This is a genomic window from Pseudomonas sp. NFACC14 (genome assembly GCF_900106885.1).
GTDB lineage: Bacteria > Pseudomonadota > Gammaproteobacteria > Pseudomonadales > Pseudomonadaceae > Aquipseudomonas > Aquipseudomonas fluorescens_AA.
This window is the reverse complement of the sequence record NZ_FNOA01000006.1, coordinates 230,535-254,299: the sequence shown is the minus strand read 5'-3', so window position 1 is coordinate 254,299 and position 23,765 is coordinate 230,535. Positions and strand designations below refer to the sequence as shown.

The 23,765-nt window shown below is 61.9% G+C and carries 18 protein-coding genes; 12 read left to right on the top strand and 6 right to left on the bottom strand.

All coding sequences use genetic code 11. The features are described from left to right. Nucleotides 1-27: 27 nt before the first annotated feature. The gene (locus BLU85_RS12635) at nt 28-1,956 is read left to right on the top strand and encodes a hybrid sensor histidine kinase/response regulator (RefSeq protein WP_092199860.1); all 1,929 of its coding nucleotides are present in this window, start codon (nt 28-30) and stop codon (nt 1,954-1,956) included. 164 nt (nt 1,957-2,120) lie between these two features. On the opposite strand, the gene BLU85_RS12630 is transcribed toward BLU85_RS12635, so the two are convergent. Next, nucleotides 2,121-2,351, bottom strand: a complete 231-nt coding sequence (locus tag BLU85_RS12630; RefSeq protein WP_060742403.1) for a hypothetical protein — start codon at nt 2,349-2,351, stop codon at nt 2,121-2,123. A 152-nt stretch (nt 2,352-2,503) separates the two neighbouring features. Here BLU85_RS12630 and BLU85_RS12625 point away from each other — a divergent pair, with 152 nt between their 5' ends. Beyond that, nucleotides 2,504-3,040 carry a hypothetical protein gene (locus BLU85_RS12625; protein ID WP_092199857.1) on the top strand — a complete coding sequence of 179 codons (537 nt, stop codon included), beginning with the start codon at nt 2,504-2,506 and terminating at the stop codon, nt 3,038-3,040. Nucleotides 3,041-3,052: 12 nt separating this feature from the next. Here the strand turns inward: BLU85_RS12625 and BLU85_RS12620 are convergent, their stop codons facing one another. Further along, nucleotides 3,053-4,390 carry a cation:proton antiporter gene (locus BLU85_RS12620; protein WP_092199855.1) on the bottom strand — a complete coding sequence of 446 codons (1,338 nt, stop codon included), beginning with the start codon at nt 4,388-4,390 and terminating at the stop codon, nt 3,053-3,055. 191 nt (nt 4,391-4,581) lie between these two features. On the opposite strand from BLU85_RS12620, the gene BLU85_RS12615 reads away from it, so the two are divergent. The 4 genes from BLU85_RS12615 to ligD are packed head-to-tail and all read left to right on the top strand — an operon-like array spanning nt 4,582 to nt 10,735. Next, complete coding sequence (locus BLU85_RS12615) at nt 4,582-5,967, top strand: iron-containing redox enzyme family protein (RefSeq protein ID WP_092199852.1); 1,386 nt, start codon at nt 4,582-4,584, stop codon at nt 5,965-5,967. 10 nt (nt 5,968-5,977) lie between these two features. Continuing rightward, nucleotides 5,978-6,991, top strand: a complete 1,014-nt coding sequence (locus BLU85_RS12610; RefSeq protein ID WP_092199849.1) for a methyltransferase — start codon at nt 5,978-5,980, stop codon at nt 6,989-6,991. Continuing rightward, entirely contained in the window at nt 6,963-8,126 is a 1,164-nt protein-coding gene (locus BLU85_RS12605) for a carboxylate-amine ligase (RefSeq protein WP_092199846.1), read from the top strand. Before BLU85_RS12610 ends, BLU85_RS12605 begins: the two co-directional genes overlap by 29 nt. Beyond that, nucleotides 8,123-10,735, top strand: coding sequence for a DNA ligase D (ligD, locus tag BLU85_RS12600; protein WP_092199842.1), 2,613 nt, complete (start codon nt 8,123-8,125; stop codon nt 10,733-10,735). Before BLU85_RS12605 ends, ligD begins: the two co-directional genes overlap by 4 nt. 194 nt (nt 10,736-10,929) lie before the next feature. Here the strand turns inward: ligD and BLU85_RS12595 are convergent, their stop codons facing one another. Next, nucleotides 10,930-15,075, bottom strand: a complete 4,146-nt coding sequence (locus BLU85_RS12595; protein WP_092199839.1) for a CheR family methyltransferase — start codon at nt 15,073-15,075, stop codon at nt 10,930-10,932. Nucleotides 15,076-15,225: 150 nt separating this feature from the next. Further along, the gene (locus BLU85_RS12590; protein WP_092199836.1) at nt 15,226-15,837 is read right to left on the bottom strand and encodes a Yip1 family protein; all 612 of its coding nucleotides are present in this window, start codon (nt 15,835-15,837) and stop codon (nt 15,226-15,228) included. A gap of 167 nt (nt 15,838-16,004) precedes the next feature. On the opposite strand from BLU85_RS12590, the gene BLU85_RS12585 reads away from it, so the two are divergent. Genes BLU85_RS12585 through BLU85_RS12575 form a run of 3 tightly spaced genes read left to right on the top strand, consistent with a single transcriptional unit; the run spans nt 16,005 to nt 17,492 of the window. Beyond that, nucleotides 16,005-16,505, top strand: coding sequence for a CinA family protein (locus tag BLU85_RS12585; RefSeq protein WP_092199833.1), 501 nt, complete (start codon nt 16,005-16,007; stop codon nt 16,503-16,505). A gap of 11 nt (nt 16,506-16,516) precedes the next feature. Beyond that, on the top strand, nt 16,517-17,035 hold the full coding sequence (locus BLU85_RS12580; protein ID WP_092199830.1) for a hypothetical protein: 519 nt from the start codon (nt 16,517-16,519) through the stop codon (nt 17,033-17,035). A 7-nt stretch (nt 17,036-17,042) separates the two neighbouring features. Further along, nucleotides 17,043-17,492 (top strand): DUF421 domain-containing protein, encoded by a 450-nt coding sequence (locus BLU85_RS12575; RefSeq protein ID WP_072405547.1) that lies wholly within the window; start codon nt 17,043-17,045, stop codon nt 17,490-17,492. A gap of 176 nt (nt 17,493-17,668) precedes the next feature. Here BLU85_RS12575 and BLU85_RS12570 read toward each other — a convergent pair whose 3' ends face one another. Beyond that, nucleotides 17,669-18,526 (bottom strand): SDR family oxidoreductase, encoded by an 858-nt coding sequence (locus tag BLU85_RS12570; RefSeq protein ID WP_092199827.1) that lies wholly within the window; start codon nt 18,524-18,526, stop codon nt 17,669-17,671. Between the two features lie 187 nt (nt 18,527-18,713). On the opposite strand from BLU85_RS12570, the gene BLU85_RS12565 reads away from it, so the two are divergent. After that, on the top strand, nt 18,714-19,118 hold the full coding sequence (locus tag BLU85_RS12565) for a VOC family protein (protein WP_072405549.1): 405 nt from the start codon (nt 18,714-18,716) through the stop codon (nt 19,116-19,118). Nucleotides 19,119-19,293: 175 nt separating this feature from the next. On the opposite strand, the gene BLU85_RS12560 is transcribed toward BLU85_RS12565, so the two are convergent. After that, nucleotides 19,294-20,442 carry a MalY/PatB family protein gene (locus BLU85_RS12560; RefSeq protein ID WP_092199824.1) on the bottom strand — a complete coding sequence of 383 codons (1,149 nt, stop codon included), beginning with the start codon at nt 20,440-20,442 and terminating at the stop codon, nt 19,294-19,296. Between the two features lie 182 nt (nt 20,443-20,624). On the opposite strand from BLU85_RS12560, the gene BLU85_RS12555 reads away from it, so the two are divergent. Both BLU85_RS12555 and BLU85_RS12550 read left to right on the top strand, forming a co-directional pair. After that, nucleotides 20,625-22,130, top strand: coding sequence for a methyl-accepting chemotaxis protein (locus tag BLU85_RS12555; RefSeq protein WP_092199821.1), 1,506 nt, complete (start codon nt 20,625-20,627; stop codon nt 22,128-22,130). Nucleotides 22,131-22,481: 351 nt separating this feature from the next. Continuing rightward, a complete protein-coding gene (locus BLU85_RS12550; protein ID WP_092199818.1) occupies nt 22,482-23,549 on the top strand; it encodes an alpha/beta fold hydrolase in 1,068 nt (355 codons plus the stop codon). The last annotated feature ends 216 nt before the right edge of the window (nt 23,550-23,765 follow it).

Below are 23,765 nucleotides of genomic sequence, written 5' to 3'. Positions count from 1 at the left end.
AAAAATCCACACGGATGCCCCGGCCAGATGCTCGAGAATGCCCCCAAGACCCCGCTCATGAACGAAGAACAGCGCTTCCGCCTGCTCATCGACGCGGTGGTCGACTACGCCATCTACATGACCGACCCTTCGGGCATCATCACCAGTTGGAACTCCGGGGCCAGGCGTTTCAAAGGTTACGAGGAGTCCGAGATCCTCGGCCAGCATTTCTCCCGTTTCTATACCGATCAGGACCGTGCCGCCGGCCTGCCACAACGGGCGCTGGACACGGCCCTGCATGAGGGGCGTTTCGAAGGCGAGGGCTGGCGGGTGCGCAAGGACGGCACGCTGTTCTGGTCCCATGTGGTGATCGATCCGATCATCGACAGCCAGAGTGGTACCTTGCTCGGCTTCGCCAAGATCACCCGCGACCTGACCGACCGCAAGATGGCCGAGGAAACCCTCAAGCAAAGCGAGCAGCAGTTTCGCCTGCTGGTGCAAAGCGTCACCGACTACGCCATCTACATGCTCGACCCGCAAGGTCAGGTCACCAACTGGAACCTGGGGGCGCAGCGGATCAAGGGCTACCTTCCGGTGGAAGCCATCGGCCGGCATTTCTCGATGTTCTACACCCCCGAAGATCGTGATGCCGGCGAGCCGCAGCGCGCGTTGAGCATGGCCGCCAGCGAAGGGCGTTTCGAGAAAAAGGGCTGGCGCATGCGCAAGGATGGCACGCGCTTCATGGCCCACGTGGTCATCGATGCGATTCGCAGCGATACCGGCGCGCTGCTGGGGTTTGCCAAGATCACCCGCGACATTACCGATGCCACTCAGGCCCAGCAGGCCCTTGAACAGGCTCGCGAGGCATTGTTTCAATCCCAGAAACTGCAAGCCATCGGTCAGCTCACCGGCGGTATTGCCCATGACTTCAATAACCTGTTGACGGTCATCCTTGGCAACCTGGAAATCGTGCGCAAGCGCATGGCCAACGAACCGAAACTCACCCAATTGCTGGACAATGCGACCCAGGGCGCGCTGCGCGGGGTTTCACTGACCCAGCGCATGCTGGCGTTTGCCCGTCGGCAGAAATTGACCTACGAATCGGTCGAGCTGTCGGCCCTGGTGCAGGGCATCAGCGGCCTGCTGCAAAGCTCCCTGGGTCCGTCGATACACATCCAGACCCATTTCGCCGAGGCGCTGCCGCCGGTGCTGGCCGATGTCAATCAACTGGAACTGGCGATTCTCAACCTGGCGACCAATGCCCGGGACGCCATGCCCCATGGCGGCCAGATCGTCATTGCAGCCGAGGAACGGCGAGGGGCTGATGCCGGGCCGGACCAGCCGATGCCCCCCGGACGCTACATCTGCCTGGCAATGACCGATGAAGGCGAGGGCATGGACGACGCCACGCTGGCCTCGGCCGTGGACCCATTCTTCACCACCAAGGGCGTCGGCAAAGGCACAGGCCTGGGGTTGTCCATGGTGCACGGCCTGGCGGAGCAGCTCGGTGGCCGCCTGATACTCAAAAGCCAGAAAGGCCTGGGGACCACCGCCGAACTGTGGTTGCCGGTGGCCGGCGATACGGCCCCTGGCAAAGCGGAGATCGAAGAGGCGGCGCCGCCGGTCCACGAGTTGAAAGTGCTGGTGGTCGACGATGACAGCCTGGTGTTGACCAGTACTCGCTTGTTGATCGAAGACCTGGGGCATCGAGTCCTTTGCGCCCCATCGGGGGCTCAGGCGCTGGAGCTGTACGAGCGCAACCCGGACATCGACCTGGTGATCACCGACATGGCCATGCCGCAGATGGACGGTGCGCAGTTGGCAAAACTGTTGCGCGACCGCCAACCGACCTTGCCTATCATCCTGGCGACCGGCTATGCCGAACGCCTGGAAGGTTTCGCCACGCAACTGCCTCGGTTGATCAAGCCATTCAAGCAGATCGACCTGATGCAGGTCATTGGGCAGACGATGAAGTAAACAGGAATGCAAGGCCCGGCTCCTGTGGCAACGGAGCTGCGTAGGAGCTATGTAGGAGCTGTCGAGTGCAACGAGGCTGCGATCTTTCCCCAGACACTTGAGTCCCAAGCGAAAGATCAAAAGATCGCAGCCTTCGGCAGCTCCTACAGCACAAGAGCAGGCGTTTATTCAGTGTTCTTCTTGAACCCACGCAAATTCATCGCACACAAGCAAAACTGCAACACGATCAATGCATACGCATGGGTATGCAGCCCCCAGACCACCCACAGAATATTGCTCGCGATAAAACAACTGAATCCGGCCACCCTGCGGCGGGGTTGGCGTGAGCCGATCAACCAGGCGGCCAGCACCGTGACGAGCATCGCCGGCCATTGCACCCATCCAAGATAATCCACACAACCGTCCTCTTGTTCTTACACAGTAGAGACCTTGGCGGTCGGGTAGCGTTTCCTCGGACTTCGCTGCACCTGTGGTCCATTGACTTGAACTTGCCGCGCGCCGGGTTCTTCTAATGAGTCCGAATCCTCACCGAGGCACCGCCTGCGCAATGCCCAGAATACTCACCGGGCCCACCCCGGAAGAAGAACTGACGGAACACAACGCCAAACTGTTCGGCTCGCCCAAGGAGCGACTGGACTTCTATCGCCGGGAGATCCAATACGAAACCAGCATCCTGGCCAATCGAACCGATGCTTACCTGGCCGCCCAGTCCTTCCTGGTGATCGCCTTTGCCTCCTGCATGGCCAACCTGAACCCGGAGTGGGGCAAGTTATTCACGCTGATCGTGCCGCCATTCCTGGCCTTGCTGGGTTTCCTCAGCTCGCTCAATGCCTGGCCGGGCATCAAGGCGGCCTACGAGATCATCGATCACTGGCATTTCAAGCAGAGCGAACTGTTGCGCGCCGAACCCTTGATGGGCCTGGCCTATGACGAATCGCCGCTGTTCAGCGAGCGGGAGTCGACCCACAAGGGCTACCGCAAGTCGTTGCTGTTTTCGTTGCGTACCCCTTGGATCTTCGCCACCTTCTGGGTATTGCTGGGGGCGTACTCGGTCTATATCCAGCTGAGCAACCCAGGCGGTTGAGGCACACTCGCCTCAACTCGACCGCTTACGGCGCTCATACCATGCCAACGTGGGCTGGGTGGTGACGCCATGCACCAGAATGCTCAGGGCCACCACCGACAACGTGAGGTCGATGCACAGTTGCGCCACCGCTGGCGGCAGATCGTGGTTCAAGGCGAAGAACAGATAAAACAGGCTGCCGATCCCGCGAATGCCAAACCAGCCGATCAGCAGCCGTTGCGGTCCGTCGAGCGATCGTCGCCAGGGCACCACCAGCACACTCAATGGGCGAATCACGAAAAACAGCAGGGCACCGATTGCCACGGCTCGCCAGTCCCAATGGCTGGCCAGCACGACCCCCAGCAGGGTCACCAGGAACACTTCCATCGACCGCTCCACCAAGCTGCCGAACGCCAGCATGTCGCTCATCATCACCCCAGCGGCCAATTGTCCATCGTCCAGCGTCTCGGTATCGCCCACGACGGCCTGTTGGGGATCGACGGTTTCGTGGCCCACCACCGGTTGCACCAGGTGTTCCGCCGGTGGCGCCCCTTCATCGGTGGATTGGACCTCGGCCTGACGCAACCCCAGGCCGGCGGCGAACACCGAGAGAAAGCCATAGCCCTGGATCCACTCGGCCACGACGTAGGCCAGGGCAATCAGCGCCAGGGCCAGGTAATCATTGGGCGACAAAGTGCTGTCGGCATTCCTGATGCGCATCGACAAGGTCAGCTTGCCGATGCCGCGGCCCATCCAGTAACCGACCAGCAACCCGGCCGGCACGGCCCACAGGACGTTGCGCAGCAGCCACTCACCGAGAAAATCGCTGCCGTCCTCACGCAGCATCAACAGGCCGAGGATCACGAAGGGAAACGCCGTACCGTCGTTCAGTCCCGCTTCGCCCGACAGGCCGAACCGCACCCGGTCGTCATCCCGGGCATCGTTGACCTGCACCAGCGCCGCCAGTACCGGGTCGGTGGGCGCCAGCATCGCGCCGATCAGCATCGACACGCCCCAACCCAGGCCCAACAGCGAGTGCAACGCCAGGCACAGGCCGGCGATGCACAGGATCATCACCGGTCCAGCCAGCCCATAGGCCACGCGCCAGGTACGGTCCTTGAGCGGCAGGCGCAACTTGAGACCGCTGACGAACAGCGAAAACACCACGGCGACTTCCGTGAGGTGTTCCATCCAGACCGACGAGTCGCTGACGTCGAGCTTCAGCACGTCCAGCCCCAGCGGCCCGATGGCGACACCCAGCACCAGGCACATCGCCGAGGTGGTGACCGGCATCCAGCGCAGATAAGAGGAGGTCAGGGCCAGGGTCAGCAATACCGCACCGAGCACCGCTACCCATACTGTGAACGTCATCGTTGCTCCTTGGATAGCGCCTGGAGGGTCTCAGTATTCGAGGCCCGGAGCGAAGCGAGGGTTCCCACCAAAGCAGCAGGTCCCGTTTATCCGCCTGCCATTCAATCCAACGGAATTTTTCGCCGTTCCCCGCGCTCTGCAACAGAAGAGACGTTCTGACTCAGCGTCCGCCAAGAACCCGAGAGGCCCTTATGACTGCGCTGACACCCCTCCAATCCCAGCCGGCCACCGTGCACCCCGTCATCCATAACGGACAGGTGCGCCAATGCTATGAACGGCTGTTCCAGGGCCCCGACGATGCCGACAAGCAAGCCGTCGCCCAAGCGTTCCTCCAGCAATGCATCGCCAAAGCCGAGGCGCTCCCCCAGGCGATGCCCTCTGATCCCATGGCGCTGCAGGCCTGGGTCGAACAACACAGCGCCGGCGTGGCCCGGCAATACGCTGATTACCTGGAGCGGCGCCAGAACGGCGGCCCACGGGAGTTCTTCAGCGGCAAGGCCCATGCCCTGTACTTCCTCCAAGCCGTGGCCCCGACCAAACGGGTGGACGGCGCCTGGCTGTATGGCGTGGTCAAGCACTGGCACGACCACCGTTTCGAAGGGTTGCTGTGCACCTATCTGGAAGAACTGGGGGACGGTCATCCCGCGCAAAATCATGTGGTGCTCTATCGCAAGTTGCTCGCCGAATACGACCTGTCGGACGCCCCGGACATCGACGACGATCTGTATCTGCAAGGCGCCGTGCAATTGGCCCTTGGCTATGCCGGCGACGAGTACCTGCCGGAGGTCATCGGCTACAACCTGGGCTACGAGCAATTGCCCCTGCATCTGTTGATCAGCGCCTATGAGCTGAGCGAACTGGACATCGATCCGTACTATTTCACCCTCCACGTCACCATCGACAACGCCAGCACCGGCCACGCCCACAAGGCCGTGCAAGCGCTGCTGCAACTGATGCCGATGGAAGCGGACCGTGGGGCTTTCTGGCAGCGGGTCACGCTGGGCTATCGCCTCAATGACCTGGGGCAGGGCAGCCAGGCCATCATCGGCTCGTTCGACCTGGATCGCGAAGTGCTGGACATGCTCGAACGCAAACGCCCGTTCGGTCAGCACATGCATTCCGATTACTGCAAATTCGAAGGCAAGACCGTCAACCAGTGGCTCTCGGCACCGGGCCAGCTGGAAGGGTTCCTGACGGCCATGCAGAACAAAGGTTGGATCAAGCGCCATGAAGACCCGCAAAACAGTCGTTTCTGGACGCTGATCGACGGGGCAGGCGCGGCCATGTTCGGGGTCTTCAGCCCCTACGAAAAACAGCTGCTGCATGACTGGATTGCCGGTGACTGGCTGGACGAGGGCGTGAAGTCCGGCGCCCGGCGTGCTCCGGTTGCGGCTTGCGCCCCCGCGACGCCGATGGACGATCCCGATGTGCAAAACCTGCAACAGGCGCTGCAAGGCCGCACGCCGGACGAGCAGATGCAAGTCCTGATGCCCTGGCTCGGTGCCCGCTGCCATAGCCATCCGGCTGGGCTGCTGGCGACTCGCCGGTTCATCGAACTCAAATCCGCACTTCGCTAGGGAGCCCTGCATGAATGAGGAACAACGCCTGTCCGAGCCGGACCTTGCGCTGCTGCAACTGGGCCGACGCCTGCAAGCCGACGGCTATCGTTTCATCACCCCGACCCCGTTGACCCATGAACGGGTCAACCAGCGTCCCGGCAATGAGCGCGCCAAGACCTTGCGGGACGTGTTCGGCTGGTCGCGGCCGTTTGCGCCGGGACTGATCAGCACCGACGAACAGCGGCAACTGCAAGACGCCCAGGTGCTGGAAGCACACGACGGTTTGTTGCGTAGCCGGGTGCGCTGGTCGAGCCTGGATGGCTTGCTGTTTGCCCATTCGCAGTTTCCCACGCAAGCCAGCGATGCGGTGTTCTTCGGCCCCGACAGCTATCGTTTCGCCCAACTGATCCATACTCACCTGCAACAGAACTTCACGGCTGTGCAGCGCGCCGTGGACATCGGTTGCGGCGCGGGTGTCGGGGCCATCGTGATTGCCCGCGCCCGTCGTGAAGCGCAAGTGCTGGCCGTGGACATCAATCCCCAGGCCCTGCGCCTGAGCGCCGTGAACGCCGCGCTGGCGGAGGTGGCCAACGTCGAGGTCGCCCACAGCGACGTGTTGCAGGACGTGCCAGGGCAGTTCGACCTGATCGTCGCCAACCCGCCGTACATGGCCGATCCCTCCGAGCGCGCCTATCGCCATGGCGGCGGCACACTGGGCGCCGGGCTGTCGCTGCGCATCGTCGAGCAGGCCTTGCCCCGGCTCACACCTGGCGGCTCGCTGGTGCTCTACACCGGCGTGGCCATGGTGGATGGGCGCGATCCGTTCCTCGAAGCGCTGGGGCAATGGCGTGACTCGGCGGATTTCGGCTGGACCTACAAGGAATTGGACCCGGACGTGTTCGGTGAAGAACTGCTCACGCCGGGCTATCAGGACGTGGAAAGGATCGCCGTGGTGGCGTTGGTTGTAACCCGCATTGGCGCAGGTCTGGGCGGGCCTATCGGAGGGACTATCGATGAACAGGCGCATGAAATTCGGCGTTGAAGAGGAGTATTTCATCACTGACCTGAACACCCGGTGCATGCCGGGTGAACCCCCTGCGGAGGCGATCGCCGCATGCCAGACTGAACTGGGCAAGCATTTCGCCCATGAGATGTTCCAATGCCAGGTGGAAATGGCTTCGCCCATCTTTCGCAGCCTGCCCGAGGCTGCCGATTACCTGAACCAAGTGCGTACGGGCCTGAACCAGCGCCTGGCACCTTATGGACTGGGCCTGCTCAGTGCCGGCTCACACCCGATGGCCACCCAGGTGCTGCAACCCACCGACGAGCTGCACTTCCAGCAACTGTTCGATGATTACCAGCGGGTGGCGCGGCGCAGCGTGCTGTCGGGCCTGCATGTACACGTGGAAGTCCCGGCCACGCAGGATCGGGTGCGGATCATGAATGAGGTCCTGCCGTGGTTGCCGATGTTCCTGGCCCTGAGCGCGTCATCGCCATTCTGGAACGGTGGCTACAGCGGCTTCAGCAGCTATCGACAAGTGGCCTGCGATGAATGGCCGCGCATGGGGGTGCCGGAGTATTTCGAAGATGAGTCGGCGTTCGGCGGTTATGTCGACATGCTCATGCGCACCGGGTCCATTCGCCAGGCCAGCGATTGCTGGTGGGTGATACGGCCTTCCTCGCGTTATCCCACGTTGGAGCTGCGCATTTGCGATGCCTGCCCGCGAGCGGACGACGTCCTTTGCCTGGTCTCGCTGTTTCGCCTGATGGTGGCCCATGCCGTGACGCAGCGTCGGCCCGGCGCCCACTACAGCCAGATGTCCCAGTGGATCCTCAAGGAAAACCGCTGGCGGGCCAAGCGCCACGGGATTCTCGCGGAGTTTATCGTCGAGGGACAGGAACAGCCGATGCTGATCGGTGAGTGGCTGACCCTGGCAGAGCAGACTTTCGGTGAAACCGCGGCCGACCTGGGCGTCCAGGACGTGTTCAAGCAGGCCCGCCGGATCGTCCAGGAAGGCACCAGCGCCGATCGGCAAATCGTGCTCTACGAACAAGGCCTGCTGCTGGGCGATTCGGTTGAACAGGCCTTGAGCCGGGTGGTCGATCAGTTGCTCGCGGAAACCGCCGGGATGCCGGTAGCCGACCCAGCCTTGCAACAGGTGGCAGGTGGTCCATGAGCAGCAAGACCCTGGATGACTACAACCGCATGCGAGATTTCGCCGCCACCCCGGAGCCGGCGGCGAAACGTTCGCGCAAGTCGGCAAAAACCGCCCACGCCTTGCAGTTCTGCATTCAAAAGCACGATGCCTCGCGGCTGCATTACGACTTCCGGCTGGAGCTGGACGGTGCGCTCAAGAGCTGGGCGGTGCCCAAGGGCCCCTCCCTGGACCCCAAAGCCAAACGCCTGGCCGTGCATGTCGAAGATCATCCACTGGATTACGCCACGTTCGAGGGCAACATTCCTGAAGGCCACTACGGCGCCGGTGACGTGATCGTCTGGGACCGGGGCGTCTGGATTCCCCAGGGGGATCCCCATGAGGCCTACGAAAAAGGCCGGCTCAAGTTCGAGCTGCAAGGGGAAAAGCTCAGCGGCCTGTGGAACCTGGTACGCACCCACATGCCCGGTAAGCAGGAGCAGTGGTTCCTGATCAAGCATCAGGACCAGGCCGCCCGCCCCGAAAGCGAATACGACGTGGTCCAGGCCGAGCCGGACAGCGTGCTCAGCGATCGCACCCTCGTGCCCAAGCGTCGAGGCAAGGCTGCCACCAAAGCGGTGAAGCAACCGGAAAAAGCCGCGCGACCGAAATCGCCGAAACGCGCCTCGAAAGGCACCCTCAGCGGTGCGGTCGCCGGACCGCTGCCAGAAACCCTCAAGCCGGAACTGGCGACCCTGGTGGAAAGTGCGCCCGACGGCGAATGGCTCTATGAGATCAAGTTCGACGGTTACCGGGTCATGACGCGAATCGAAAACGGCGACGTCAGGCTGCTCACCCGCAACGGCCATGACTGGACCCACAAATTGCCAAGACAGGCCGAGGCCTTGGCCGCGCTGGGGTTGGAATCGGCCTGGCTCGACGGCGAGATGGTGGTCGCCAACGAGCAGGGTGTGCCGGACTTCCAGGCTTTGCAAAACGCCTTCGAGGCCGGCAGCAGCGGCAAGATTGCCTATTACCTGTTCGACGTGCCTTATCTTAATGGCATGGATTTGCGCAACGTGCCGGTGCAAGAGCGCCGGGCCGCCTTGGCCGCCGTGCTGGAGCCGAACGAAAGCCCCTTGCTGCGCTTTTCCGATGCCTTCGAAGAAACCCCAGACGCGCTGCTCAACAGCGCCTGCCAGATGCAGATGGAAGGACTGATCGGCAAGCGCGTCGGCAGCACCTATGTGTCCAGGCGCAGCAACGACTGGATCAAGCTCAAATGCAAGAATCGCCAGGAGTTCGTGGTGGTGGGCTTCAGCGATCCGAAAGGCGCCCGCAGTGCCTTCGGTGCCTTGCTGCTGGGGCTGCATGATGCCGACAGCGGCCAGTTGCGCTACGCCGGTAAGGTCGGCACCGGGTTCAACGAAACCACCCTTAAGAGTATCTACCAGCAATTGCTGCCCCTGGAGACGAAAAAGGCCGCCGTGGTGAACCCGCCCACCGGCTACGAAGCCAAGGGCGTGCACTGGCTGGAACCGACGCTGCTGGCCGAAGTGGCCTTTGCCGAAATGACCAAGGAAGGCTCGGTGCGCCATGCGGTCTTCCATGGCTTGCGTAACGACAAGCCGGCCAAGGACATCACTCAGGAGCTTGCCAAACCCGTGAAAAAAACCACTGCGGCGAAAAAAACCAGCACCCAGGACGAACCTGACGCGAAACCGCACAAGGCAAAGACCAGGACAAAGGCCAAGGCCCCGGCCATGGACGGCAAGGTCCGCATCACTCACCCGGAGCGGGTCATCGACGCCAGCAGTGGCACCACCAAGCTGCAGCTGGCCGAGTATTATGCCAGCGTTGCCGAATTCATCCTGCCGGAACTGGAAGACCGCCCGGTCGCCTTGGTCCGGGCGCCGGATGGCATCGCCGGTGAGCTGTTTTTCCAGAAAAACCCCGAGCGCCTGGCGATTCCCGGTATCACCAGCCTGGACAAGGAACTGACCGGACAGCCAGTGATGATCATCAACAACGCGGAGGCGCTGATCGGCGCGGTGCAGATGAGCACGGTGGAACTGCACACCTGGAATGCCACGTCTGTCGACCTGGACAAGCCCGACCGCTTCGTCCTCGACCTCGACCCGGACCCGGCGCTGCCCTGGAAAAGCATGGTCGAGGCGACGCAGCTCACCTTGTCGGTGCTCGATGAACTAGGCCTCAAGGCGTTCCTGAAGACCAGCGGCGGCAAGGGCATTCATGTGGTGGTGCCGTTGACGCGCAAGTTGGGCTGGGACGAGGTCAAGGGCTTCAGTCATGCGATTGTCAGTCACATGGCCAAGCTGCTGCCGGACCGTTTTTCGGCGGTGTCCGGGCCGAAGAACCGAGTAGGGCGGATCTTCATCGATTACCTGCGCAATGGGTTGGGCTCCACGACCATCTGTGCCTACGCCGCCCGGACCCGGGAGGGGTTGCCGGTGTCGGTGCCGATATTTCGTGAGGAGGTGGCTGAGCTCAAGGGAGCGAACCTGTGGAATGTGCACAATGTTCATGAGCGTCTGGCGGAGGTGGGGCATGAGCCTTGGGCTGGGCTGAAGAAGACTCGGCAGAGTATTACGGCTGAGATGCGCAGGCGTATCGGCATGAAGAAAGCTTAAGGTGTAGCGGCTATACGCCGCAGTCCTTCGTGGGAGCGAGCTTGCTCACGAAGAAGCCAGCAAGCTCACTATCCATGTCACTGAACCACCGCCATCGCGAGCAACCTCGCTCCCACAGGATGAACCCGATCATCCAAAAGGCTGTCTCATGGGCTGGAAAAATGCGGCCCTCCCCCAAAAAAGGCAGCCCAGGCTCAGTTCACCTGCGAACGCAACAACTGCTCGATCGTGTCGATCAGTTCGTCATAGGACACCGGCTTGCCAATGTGCTGATCGAACCCCGATTGCCGGGACTTCTGCATGTCGGCAGACGCCCCGTACCCCGTCAACGCAATGGCCGGGATGTGCTTGGCATGGGGCAGTTCGCGCAATGCCTGCACCAACTCATGGCCATTCATCACGGGCATGCCCAGGTCGGAAATCACCACATCGAAACGGGCATCCCGGGCTCTTTGCAGCGCTTCTTGCGGCAGCTCGAAGGCGAGCACGCGGGCGTCCTCCATCTCCAGCAACAGCTTGAGGGTATCCAACACTTCGGGGGAGTCATCCACCAGCAGAACAGTCAGGCCGCTGAGACGGCCGGATGGCTCGCCGCTGGGCGCTTGCTGGGCCAGTGGCTCGTCGGTCTTGCTCAAGGGCAGGCGGACAGTGAACGTGCAGCCCTTGCCCAACCCGTCGGACTTGACCTCCACGCTGCCGCCATGGGCCTCGGTCAACTGCCGCACCAGGGACAGGCCGATGCCCAGCCCTTCGCGTTGGTGGGTCGCATGCTGGGTTTCGGCCTGGCCGAACAGGTCGAACACTTCGTTCAAGTGCTCGGCTTCGATGCCCACGCCGGAATCCTTGACGTCCAGCTGCGCCATGCCGCCGTCCTGGCTGGCGATCAACTGCACGCGCCCACCGTTGGGGGTGAATTTCAGGGCATTGTTCACCAGGTTCCAGATGACCTGCTCCAACCGGGTCGGGTCAGCGTTGACGATCAGTTCGCCAGGCCCTTCGGGCAGTTCCAGGGAGACCTTGTTCGGGTGGTTGTCATTGATCACCACCGTGTAGATGTCTTGGAGGACGCGGCCCAGGTCCACGGCCTGGCGCTTGAGCTTGAGCTTGCCGGTGCGTACCCGTGCCACGTCCAGCAAATCGTCGATGATTCGCGCCTGGCTGGCCACCGCGTCACAGATGGTGTTAACGGCCTTGGCCGCCGCGCTGACGGTCTTGGTCACGGGCAAGCGACGTAACAATTCGGCGTTGAGCTGGATCAGGTTCAACGGGTGCTTGAGTTCGTGGGACATGACCGCGAAAAACTCGTCCTTCAGGTGACTGCTGTTCTGGGTTTCCATCAGTCGTTGGGTCTGTTCTTCGTGCAGGCGCTTGTGGCCGGTCAGGTCGCGGGCGATTTTCACGTAGCCGTGCAGGTGATCGCCTTGCAACAAGGTGACCTCGCCACTGCAAAAGAAGCGGCTGCCGTCCTTGCGCAGGTGCCAGCGCTCGTCCTCGCTGCGTCCGTTGTCCCGGGCCAGGCGCAACTCGTTTTCCGGCGCGCCGTCGGCGCGGTCCTGGGGCGAAAAGATGAAATCGTAGTAAGCGCCCTCGGCTTCGGCCTTGGAATAGCCAAAGATCAATTCGGCACCGGTGTTCCAGCGGGTGATCACGCCATGTTCGTCCAACAGGATGATCGCGTAGTCGCGGGTGCCCTCGGCGACCAAACGCATGCGTTCTTCGCCCAGGCGCAACTCTTCCTCGGCCGCCCGGCGCTTGCTGATGTCGATGAAGGTCAATACCGTGCCGTCGATGTGGTCCTCGCTGGAACGGTACGGCAGTAGCCGGGCGATATACCAGCGACCGTCGTTGCTGCTGACTTCACGTTCGATCATGTTCAAGGACTCGAACACTTGCGTGGCGTCCGCCGCCATGTCGGCGTAATCCAGGCGATGGGTGATGTCCAGCAGCGAACGTCCGGTGTCCACCGGCAGCATGCTGAAGATTTCCGTCGCCCGGGGCGTGAACCACTTGATGCGTACGCTGCGGTCGACAAACACCGTGGCGATATCGGTGGAGGCGATCAGGTTGGTGAGGTAGTCATTGATCTTGTCGGTCTCTTCGACCTTAGTCTTGAGCTCATAGTTGACCGTCAGCAATTCCTCATTGATCGACTGCAACTCTTCCTTGCTGGTCTCCAACTCTTCAGTGGCCGAGCGCAGTTCTTCGTTGATCGCCTGCATTTCCTCATTGGAGGCCTTGAGCTCCTCGCTGGAGACCTCGGCCTGCTCGATGGTGTCCTGCAAATGCAGTTTGGTGCGTTGCAGTTCCCGTTCCAGATTGGAGAGGACCTGGTTTTCAGTCTGGTTGGCGTTGGCTTCCAGCTGTTCGGCCGCGTCGATTTCCCGCTCTTCGAACACCACCAGCACAAACTCACCATCGGACAGGTCGTCGCGATAGGGCTGGGCCAGCAGGTCCACCAGGAACCGCCGCCCATCCCGTTCGAGGTTGACCTGGCGGGACTTGACCGCTTGGCCGCTTTGATTGACCTGGAACAGCGTGGTGCGGATTTCCAGGCGCAACTGCGGGTTGATCAGCGTCAGCAAGTTGCGTGACATCTCGCCGCCGACATGACGCAGGAAGCGGCCGGCGCTTTCGGCCATATGCAGGATATCGGCATTGGCATCGACGATCATGCTTGGCGGTGCGGAACGCTCGATGGCGCGCAGGTGGATGTCGGCAAACGATACCTTGCGTGCCGGCGGTGCCAGGGACTCCGCCGGAGAAGACGTCGCGCGCACGTAACCGCCCCGGGGCATGGTGGGTGTGCGGCGGCTGCTGGCGGTGCCGTATTTGCTGCGGAAGATCCGGTTGCGCTTGTCCACCGGCGTGAACAGATCCTGGCAAGCATCGGCCGACTCCGACGAACCGAGAAACAGATACCCCCCCGGGCGCAGGGCGAAATGGAACATCTGCAGGATCTCCCGCTGCACCTCACGGTCGAGGTAGATCAGCAGGTTACGGCAGACAATCAGGTCGATCTGGGAAAAGGGCGGGTCCGACAGCAAATTGTGCTTGGCGAACAGTACCCGCTCGCGGATCTCCTTGCGCACCCGGTAACTGGCGCCGTCCTTGAGAAAATACTGGCGCAACCGGGTCGGTGGCACATCGGTGATGATCGCCTGCGGATAGGCGCCGCTGCGGCCCACGGCGATGGCGCGTTCGTCGATGTCGGTGGCAAACACCTGCAGCTTGGCGGGGCTGGCGTCGTGTACCAATTGATCGCTGGCCAGCATCGCCAGGGTATAGGCCTCTTCGCCGGTGGAGCAGCCCGCGGACCATATGCGTATTTCCTCTGGCGGCACACTGCCGGCTTCGACGGGCTTGAGCAGGTTGGGCAATACATCCCGTTCCAGGGCTTCGAAGGCCTCACGGTCACGGAAGAAATTGGTCACACCGATCAGCAAATCACCGAGCAGGGCTTTGGTTTCTTCCGGGTTGTTTTGCAGGTAGGCGTAGTAGGAGGGCAGATCCACCTGGGCGGTGACCTGCATTCGCCGTTCGATACGTCGCAGCACCGTGGCACGTTTGTAATGCTTGAAGTCGTGACCGGTACCGACACGCAGCTGAACCAGGATATCCAGCAGCGACTGTTCAGCCGCGGTGGCCTCGCGCTCGGATGAGGGCGGTTGGGTGCTTACTTCCGGATCGTTGACGGTCGGCAGGCGGATCGCCTGGGCGTTGCTCCACAGTTCCAGCAACTTTTGCGGCATTTCCGCCACCGGTAGCACCAGATCGACCATCTGGGTATCGATGGCGGCCCGGGGCATGCCATCGAACTCAGCCTCTTCGGGGGCTTGGGCGATTGTCACGCCGCCTTGCTCCTTGATCCGCGACAGGCCTACGGTGCCATCGGAGCCGGTGCCCGAGAGAACCAGGCAAAAGGCCCTTTCCTTGTGCACATCCGCCAAGTCGCGGAAAAACAGGTCGATGGCCACGTGGGCGCCCTGGCGGGGTTCGGCGGGGGTGACGTGCAGATAGCCATCATTCATGTGGAGGCTTTGGGCGGGGGCAATCACATAGACGTGGTTCTTGTCGATCGGCACGGCTTCGGTGACTTGCAGCACCGGCATCCGGGTGGTTTCCTGGATGATCTTGCACACCAGGCTCTGATGATCGGGCGCCAGGTGCATGACAATGACGAACGCCATGCCGTTGTCCCTGGGCATGTGCTCGAAGAACTGCTTGATGGCCTGCAAACCGCCCGCCGAAGCGCCGATTCCCACCACTGGGAAGTCCAGGTCACTGGGGCTCAGCTCTCGTCGCTGTGGCACGTTGGGAGAGCGTTTGCTTTTCGATGACATAAATTCTTGGCCTTAAAGGGCGGGATAGTCCAATCCCGCCACATCGAATCAGGGGGCAAAAACCCGCAGGATAGTCCGGTTGCGCGAAGATTGCGAAACCGAGCGCGGCCCAAGCCGCTGTCATCGGCATTGTGCACCCCGAAAACGCGTTCAGCCCACCGGGACACGCAAATATTCCGGCTGCAGGTAGTTGAACCAGAGCAGGATCATTTCCACCAGGATCGTCACCAGGACCAGCAGGCCCACGCCCCAGACACTTGCCGAATACAGCAGGCCCTGTTCCTTCTTGAGGCCCATGAACTTGGGCAGCCCGACGAACAGCAGGAATGTCGAGTAGGCCGACGCCAGCAACAGCACCGCCACGGCCAGCCAGCGGCTCGGGTAAAGCCCGAAGATTCCGGCCAGGAAATACGGCGTTGCGGTATAGGCGGCGAAACCGATGCATTGATTGACCGTCGGGCGCGCTTCGAAAGTGCGGGACATCCAGCGGATGAACAGCCCCATCAACGTGACGCCGACGACGCTGGTCAGGTACAGCAGCACGCACAGTTGAAGGGCGCTGGCACTGCTGAGCCGTACCGTTTCGTTTTCGGCCAGGCTCCATCCGGTCCAGGTGGTGCCGATGAACAGGCATGCCGCGGGGATCAGCGCGAGCAGCAGCAAATGAGCCAGGTAGTGGCGTGGATGTGCCTGTTCTTGCTCGCGTATGTCGGCCCAGGCGAATTCGGGCTGCGTGAACAGTTTGACGAAAGGTGCGGACATGACGACCTCCTGATCAGGACGGCCTCTGCATGAGGCCCTTATTGGGTTTGAGGCACAGAAAAACACCCGGGTTTCATTTATTTGCTGGTCCTGGCCGACGGGGCGATAAAGGGAATGAATCAAGACGGCAAAGGTCAACCCATCAGCCCCCTGAAGGACCATCTGCCATGACTGTTGCCCAAATTCTGGTTGATTATTTGCGCGATCATGATCTGCGCCTGACCACGGCCGAGTCCTGCACCGCCGGAAAGATCGTCACATTGCTGGCCGAGGTGCCCGGCAGTGGGTCACTGATCGAAAGCGGTTATGTGGTGTATTCCCCGGAGGCCAAGCAGCGCTTGCTCGGTGTCAGCCCACGCACCATCGAGACGTTCAATCTCACCAGCCGCGAAGTCGCCGAGGAGATGGCCCTCGGTGCCTTGCACGATGCCGATGCCAACGCGGCGGTGGCCACCACCGGCCTGCTCGGGCCAGACGACAAGGACGGAATACCCGCCGGCACCGTCTGCTTTGCCTGGGCGTTCGATGTGAACGGTCAGCGAGCACTGTTCAGTCGTTGCGTGCGGTTCTTCGGCAGTCGCGGTCAGGTGCAATTGCGGGCCGCCGAATACGTGTTGCAACAACTGCCCGGCTTTCACCAGCGCGCCGTGGCCGGCGAGCGGCGATAGGAGGGCGGGCCGTGAGCGACCCCTACGAGCAGGACGACCACCGGAGCCGCCAGTTTCCGGTACGCGAAGACATGGCGTTCCAGCACAAGGTCTGGCGTTTCGAGCGAGTTGGCTGGTACGTGTTGGTGTTGTTGGTGGTCCTGGCCTTGCTGGGACTGTTTTCCCGTGGCCCGCTGAGCAGCCGGGAGCTGCACAGCGACGACGGCAGCCTTGGCGTCGAGTACCAGGCCTTCCACCGCAACGGCTCCAGCAACATCCTGGTCATCCGTCTCAAGGGCCAGCCCAACGCCGTGTTGGAAGTCGAGTTGGGCGGCGATTGGCTGGAAGGTTTCGAGGTGCAGGCGTTGCAACCTGCACCGATGCGCTCGGCGGGTGCGGGGCAGGGCATGACCCTCTGGGTACAGGCCGATGAACGAGGGCAGGCCAGCCTGCACCTGTCATTGCTCGGCGACGGTTTCGGGACCTATCACAGCCGCATCGCAACCCCCGGCGGTGCCTCGGTGAGTTTCAATCAGTTCATTTTTCCTTAGGTGACCTATGGACTCGGTGCTGCGAGCTGCCGTGATGTATGCGGCGTTGATGGTGTTGTTCAAGATCGCCGGGCGACGTTCGCTGGCAGAACTCACCACCTTTGACTTCGTGTTACTGATGATCATCGGCGAGGCCACTCAACAGGCGCTGCTGGGGGATGATTTCTCGATGACCAACGCGCTGATGGTCATCGTGACGCTGATTGCCATTGATGTCGGTTTTTCATTGCTTAAACTGCGCTCCCAATGGGTGTCGCGGCTGATCGACGGTGGCCCGACCATCATCGTCGAGGACGGGCGAATCCTGCGCGGGCGGATGCGTCATGCGCGCCTGGTGGAGGCGGACATCATGGAAGCGGCGCGCTCCAGCCAGGGGATCGAGACCCTCGAGCAGATCAAGTTTGCCATCATCGAGCGCAACGGGAAGATATCGGTGATTGCCAAGGAGCCGTCCTGAGCACTGTCGCCGGTACGTTGTGCCAAGGGCATTGCTGTTCCGATCGACTGGCTGGGCACAGTCCACTGTGGGAGCGAGCTTGCTCGCGATAGGGTCAGATCAGGCAACATCAATGGTGGCTGGTTCACCGCTATCGCGAGCAAGCTCGCTCCCACAGGTAAAACACTGCGCCATGCTCAAAGCATCGGCTTGCCCCCGGTAACTCCATAACGGGCCCCGGAGATGTAGCTGCCTTCGTCCGAGGCCAGCAGCACATAGATCGGCGCCACTTCAACCGGCTGGCCAGGGCGGCCAAGGGGGGTCTGGGAGCCGAAATTCTGCACTTCTTCCTCGGGCATGGTCGCCACGATCAGCGGCGTCCAGATCGGTCCCGGCGCCACGCTGTTCACGCGGATGCCCTTGGGCCCGAGCATCTGCGCCAGGCCACCGGTGAAGTTGGCGATGGCGCCTTTGGTGGTGGCATAGGCCAGCAGCGTCGGCTTGGGCATGTCGGAATTGACCGAGCTGGTATTGATGATCGAGCCACCAGGCTTCATGTGCGGCACGGCAGCCTGGCAGATCCTGAACATCGCCGTGATATTGATATCGAAGGTACGCACCCATTCTTCGTCGGGAATGTCCTCCAGGTTTTCGTGGGTCATCTGGAACGCGGCGTTGTTGACCAGGACGTCGATACGGCCGAAGCGGGCGACGGTTTCATCGACGATCTTGCGGCACAGGCCTTTGTCCGCCAGATCACCTGGCAACAACAGGCACTGACGTCCGGCCTGCTCGACCCAACGTGCGGTTTCTCTGGCGTCTTCATGCTCGTCCAGATAGGCAATCGCCACATCCGCACCTTCACGGGCGAAGGCAATGGCGACAGCGCGACCGATGCCGCTGTCGGCGCCGGTGATCAGGGCGATCTTGTTCGCCAATCGTCCGGAGCCGGTGTAGCTCTGTTCGCCGCAGTCCGGGTAAGGGTCCATTTTGCGCTGGGTGCCGGGCACCGGCTGGCTTTGTTTAGGGAAAGGCGGGAAAGGGTAGTCGACCATCGTCGTTCTCCAGGTGGGGTGCGATGGAGGGTGGACTTTGGGTTTTCGGGCAGAGTTCGGTCGGATTGTCCGGCCGGTCGATGAGCGTGATAAGGAGCGTTTCGTCGGCGAATAGAGGGGCCTGGCGAACATTGGACGAGCCTGTATTCTCCAATGTCAGTAATGGTGTCGATTAAGGAGCAGGGTAATGTTCAGCCACATACAGATCGGCGCGCGCGACCTGCCGACAATGGTCGCTTTTTATGACGCAGTCCTCGGCTGCCTGGGGCTGGAGCGCATCGAGGGCGAAAACGATTCGGGCCCGCCGGGAGAAGGCTGGCGTCAGCCCGGCAAGCATTGGCCGCAGGTTTTTGTCCAGTTGCCTTTCAATGGCCTGCCCGCGACCTGGGGCAATGGCATGCAAGTGAGCTTCGCCGCCGATTCCCCGCAAACCGTCCGCGCTGCCTGGGAGCAGGCGATGGCCATGGGCGGTACCGACGAAGGTCCACCGGGTCCGCGGCCGCAGTATTGCGAAGGCTATTTCGGCGCGTATTGCCGCGACCCGGAGGGGAACAAGCTGTGCTTTGTCCATGCGCCGGATATGCACGAATAAAACGATCGTGTCAGATGACTATTGTGGCGAGGGGATTTATCCCCGCTGGGCTGCGAAGCGGCCCTAAAAACAGATCACTCGTTGTGTCAGGTTTACTTCGTATGCTGTTTATTGGGGCTGCTTCGCAGCCCAACGGGGATAAATCCCCTCGCCACAGGGGGCATTGGCAGTTGCATCAGCCCCTGGCTTTCAGGCTGCGCTCCATGCGCGCGATGCCTTCCTCCAGCAACGCCCGCGGGCAGCCGAAGTTCAGGCGCACGAACTGCCCGGCATCGTCACCAAAATCCAGGCCGGCACTCAGCCCGACCTTGGCTTCATTCAAGAAGAACCCTTGTGGGTTATCCAGCCCCAGCCCGGAGCAGTCCAGCCAGGCCAGGTATGTGCCCTGGGGCACGGTCATGGTGATGCCCGGCAGACGGGTGCTCACCGCCTCGACCAGGTAATCGCGGTTGGCTTGCAGATAAGCTTTCAAGGCCTCCAGCCATGGGCCGGCTTCGCTGTAGGCCGCGCGGGTCGCTTCCAGGCCCAGGGCATTGACGCTGTCGACCATGCCGGCCCGCGCGTTGTTGACCCGCTCGCGCAGCTTGGCGTTCTGGATAATGGCGAACGATGTTTTCAGCCCCGCGATGTTGTAGGCCTTGCTGGCGGACATCAGGGTGATGGTGCGCTCGGCAATCTCCGGGCCGAGGGAGGCGGTCGGAATGTGCACCCGGCCGTCAAAGCACAATTCGGCATGGATTTCGTCGGAGATGATCCAGGCGTCCTGCGCCAGGCAAATGTCCGCCACGGCCTTGAGTTCTTCGCGGTCAAACACCTTGCCCAGCGGGTTGTGGGGGTTGCTCAGCAACAGGGCGCCACCGCCCTGCAACGCTTCGCGCAACGCGGCCAACGGCGTATGGAATTCACCCTTGACCGGGGTGAACGGCAACTCCACTTTGTTCAACTGCCAGTGACCGGGGGCGTGCCGCAGCGGAGGGTAGTTGGGCACTTGCACCACGACATTCTGTCGGGGTTCCACCAGGGCATGCAGCGCCATGTTGAAACCCGGCTCGACGCCAGGCAGGAACACGATCTGCTGAGGCTCGACACGCCAGGCGTACTTGCTCCACAGGTCAGCCACGATGGCCGCGCGCAGATTGTCCTGGGCGACGCTGTAGCCCAGCATCGGATGTTCGAGACGCTTGTGCAGCGCGTCGATGACCGCCGGTGGGGCGGGGAAGTCCATGTCGGCCACCCACATTGGCAGCACATCGGCCGGGTAGCGGCTCCATTTGGTACTGCCGGTGCCGTGGCGCTCCAATACGGTGTCGAAATCGAAAGTCATGGGGGGTTCCATCAGTCAGTCATGAGATGGCGCACATCATAAAGCAAAGGTCGCTGAGAAAAGCTTGGTGGCGCAGTGCCACCAATTGCTGATAATCAGTTAAAGTTCCCTCTCGAAACGCCGCCGGGCCGTTAGCGGCATTCGGTAACGGACCTCCAAAGTCTTTGAAAAGGACGACCCCCATGACATCGCCCGTGCGCTTTAACGATCACCACCGTAAAGCCGACCGCATCATGCTGGGGCTGCTTTGGCTCACGTTGCTGTATTCCCTGAGCCTGGCGTTCCTGCACTCGACGTTCACCCAGGCGCTGCTGGTGGGGGCGACCACCTGCGGGGCGAGCACCGCGCTTTATCGCGTCCTGGCCGGCACCCGGGCCATGCGCTGCGTCATCGCGGTGGCGCTGATGGTCATGGCGGCATTGCACATCAACCAGACCCAAGGCGTGATCGAATTCCACTTCGGGATTTTCGTGCTGCTGGCCGTGTTGACGTTCTATCGTGACTGGTTACCAATTGTCGTTGCCGCCGCCACCATCGCGGTTCATCACCTTGGTTTTCACTGGCTTCAACACCAGGGTTATCCGGTATTCGTCATGGACAGCCACGGTGGCTGGTCGATGATCTTTCTTCACGCGTTCTACGTGGTGGTGGAAAGCGTGATCCTGATTTACCTGGCGAACCAGAGCCTGGCCGACGCCACGGAAAACCAGGAGGTGCTCGACAAGGTACTGGCGGCGGCCGCGCAGTTGAGCAACGACGCCGACAGGCAGCGCAGCGACGGCGTCAAGGTCTCTTCGAGTGAGCGTTTCGATCATTTCCTCCAGCAGGTCACCCAACTGGTGGACGGCGTGGTGCGCGACACCCGCAACCTCTCGGACCTGGGCCAGGATCTGTCCCAGGTTGGCCAGACCCTGGAAACCGGCGCCCGCCACCAACTCGACGAAGTGGCCCAGATGAGTGGTGCGATCAGCCATCTGGTGACGGCCATGGAGAACATCGCCGGCCATGTCGACCAGACCCTGCAGCGCGCCGGCCAGGCCAACGAGCAGGTCAACCGCGGGCGCACCACGGTTGACCAGACCCGCGAAGAGATTGTCGAGTTGGCAGGGCGCATCAACCTGACCAACGAAACCGTGCAGATCCTGGCCGACCAGGCGCAGCAGATCGGCCAGGTGCTGGATGTGATCAACGGCATTGCCGAGCAGACCAACCTGCTGGCCCTCAATGCCGCCATCGAGGCGGCCCGGGCTGGTGAGCAAGGCCGAGGGTTCGCGGTGGTGGCCGACGAGGTCCGCACGCTGTCACAAAAGACCTCGACGTCCACCACCGAGATCCAGCAGATCATCGCCAAGCTGCAGCAAGGCAGCCGCCAGGCCGCCGTCGCGATGCAAGACAGCCGCGATGGGGTGGAGCGCTGCGTGTCCGCCAGCCAACTGGCTTCGCAGCTGTTACATGCCGTCGTCGAAGACATCGCCGTGATCAATCATTTCAACGACCTGATCGCCAGCACTACCCAGGAACAATCCAAGGCGTCGATGGGCATCAACCAGCGCCTGCAAAGCGTGCAGGCCGTGGCTGAGCGCAACGCCGACAACATCGGCATCCTGACCCGCAGCAGCCAATGCTTGCCACCGTTGGCGGAGCGGTTGGCGGTGTTGGGGCAGGCGTTTCATGGGAAGCCACTTTAAGCGACTGGCTGGCCCCTCGATCGAAAACCGCAGCAAGCGCAAAAGCCGTGTAGAAGCCGCGTAGGCGCTGCGTAGGAGCTGTCGAGTGCAACGAGGCTGCGATCTTTCCCCCGACACTTGAGTCTCAAGCGAAAGATCAAAAGATCGCAGGCTTCGCCAGCTCCTACACAAAACGGGTCCTCCTGATACGAAATGTATCTCTGTGTATCCAGGCTCCCGACCGATACGTGCCGTTGCATTCAAGCCCGTCGCTGACACATCCGCGATACCTGGCCAACGTCAAATGGGGCCCATCGAGACAGCCCAAGCCGTCTCACCGGCTCACCCCACGTCGTTCGCAAGGAGCTTCACATGGATATAAACCCTACCTCCGCTTCCCGCCATCGCCGCCTGCTCGCGCCAACCCTTCTGGCGTTGGCAATGATGCAGCTTGCCGCCTTGGGATTGACTTCGTCCCAGGCAAGCGCGGCCGATGTGCCGGCGAGCACTGTCGGCGCGATTACCCCTGGCAGCCACACGTCGTTCGGCCCGCTCAAGCATGTCAAGGCCGGGCTGCTGGACGTGGCCTATGCCGAGGTCGGTCCCGCCGATGGGCCGGTGGTGATCCTGTTGCACGGTTGGCCCTACGACATCCATAGCTATGCAGATGTGGCGCCGGCGCTGGCGGAGAAGGGCTATCGCGTGCTGATTCCCTACGCCCGCGGTTATGGCGATACGCGCTTCCTGTCTGCCAAGACCCTGCGCAACGGCCAGCCCTCCGCACTGGCAAGCGATCTCATCGACTTCATGGACGCGCTGAACATCAGACAGGCGGTGCTGGGCGGTTATGACTGGGGCGCACGCACCGCAGACATTGTCGCGGCCCTCTGGCCGGAGCGGGTGAAGGCGCTGGTGGCGGTGAGTGGCTACCTGATCGGCAGCCAGGAGGCCGGCAAGGCGCCGTTGCCGCCGGCTGCGGAGTTGCAGTGGTGGTATCAGTTCTATTTTGCGACCGAGCGTGGCCGCCTCGGTTACGAGAAAAACACCCACGACTTCGCCAAGCTGATCTGGAAGCTGGCGTCGCCGAAGTGGAACTTCGATGACGCGACGTACGACCGAAGCGCCGCCGCCTTGCAGAACCCCGATCATGTCGCGGTTTCAATCTTCAACTATCGCTGGCGCCTGGGCCTGGTCAAGGGCGAAGCCAAGTACGACAGGCTGGAAAAGAAACTGGCGACGTTCCCCTCGATCGGCGTACCGACCATCACCCTGGAAGGCGACGCCAACGGCGCTCCCCATCCGCCCGCTGAAGCCTATGCCAAGCGCTTCACCGGCAAATATGAGCATCGCCTGATCGACGGCGGCATCGGTCACAACCTGCCGCAAGAGGCGCCGCAGGCGTTCGCCCAGGCAGTGATCGACGCCGATCATCTTCAATGATGCCGCGTTCCCGGTATCCGGAGTGAAGAGTTGCCTGAAACAACGGTTTTTCCTGCCAAGGGCCGCCCCCTGAAAACACCTTGGATCAGGCAACTATGTCGGCGGATCCGGCAAGCGGATCGGTGTTTCGCTCCCCATACTCTCGCGGCCCTGAGGCCCTGCCACAGCTGTATCGCAGTGGCGGGGCCTGTTGAAGGCGGTCGAAAACATGTGTGC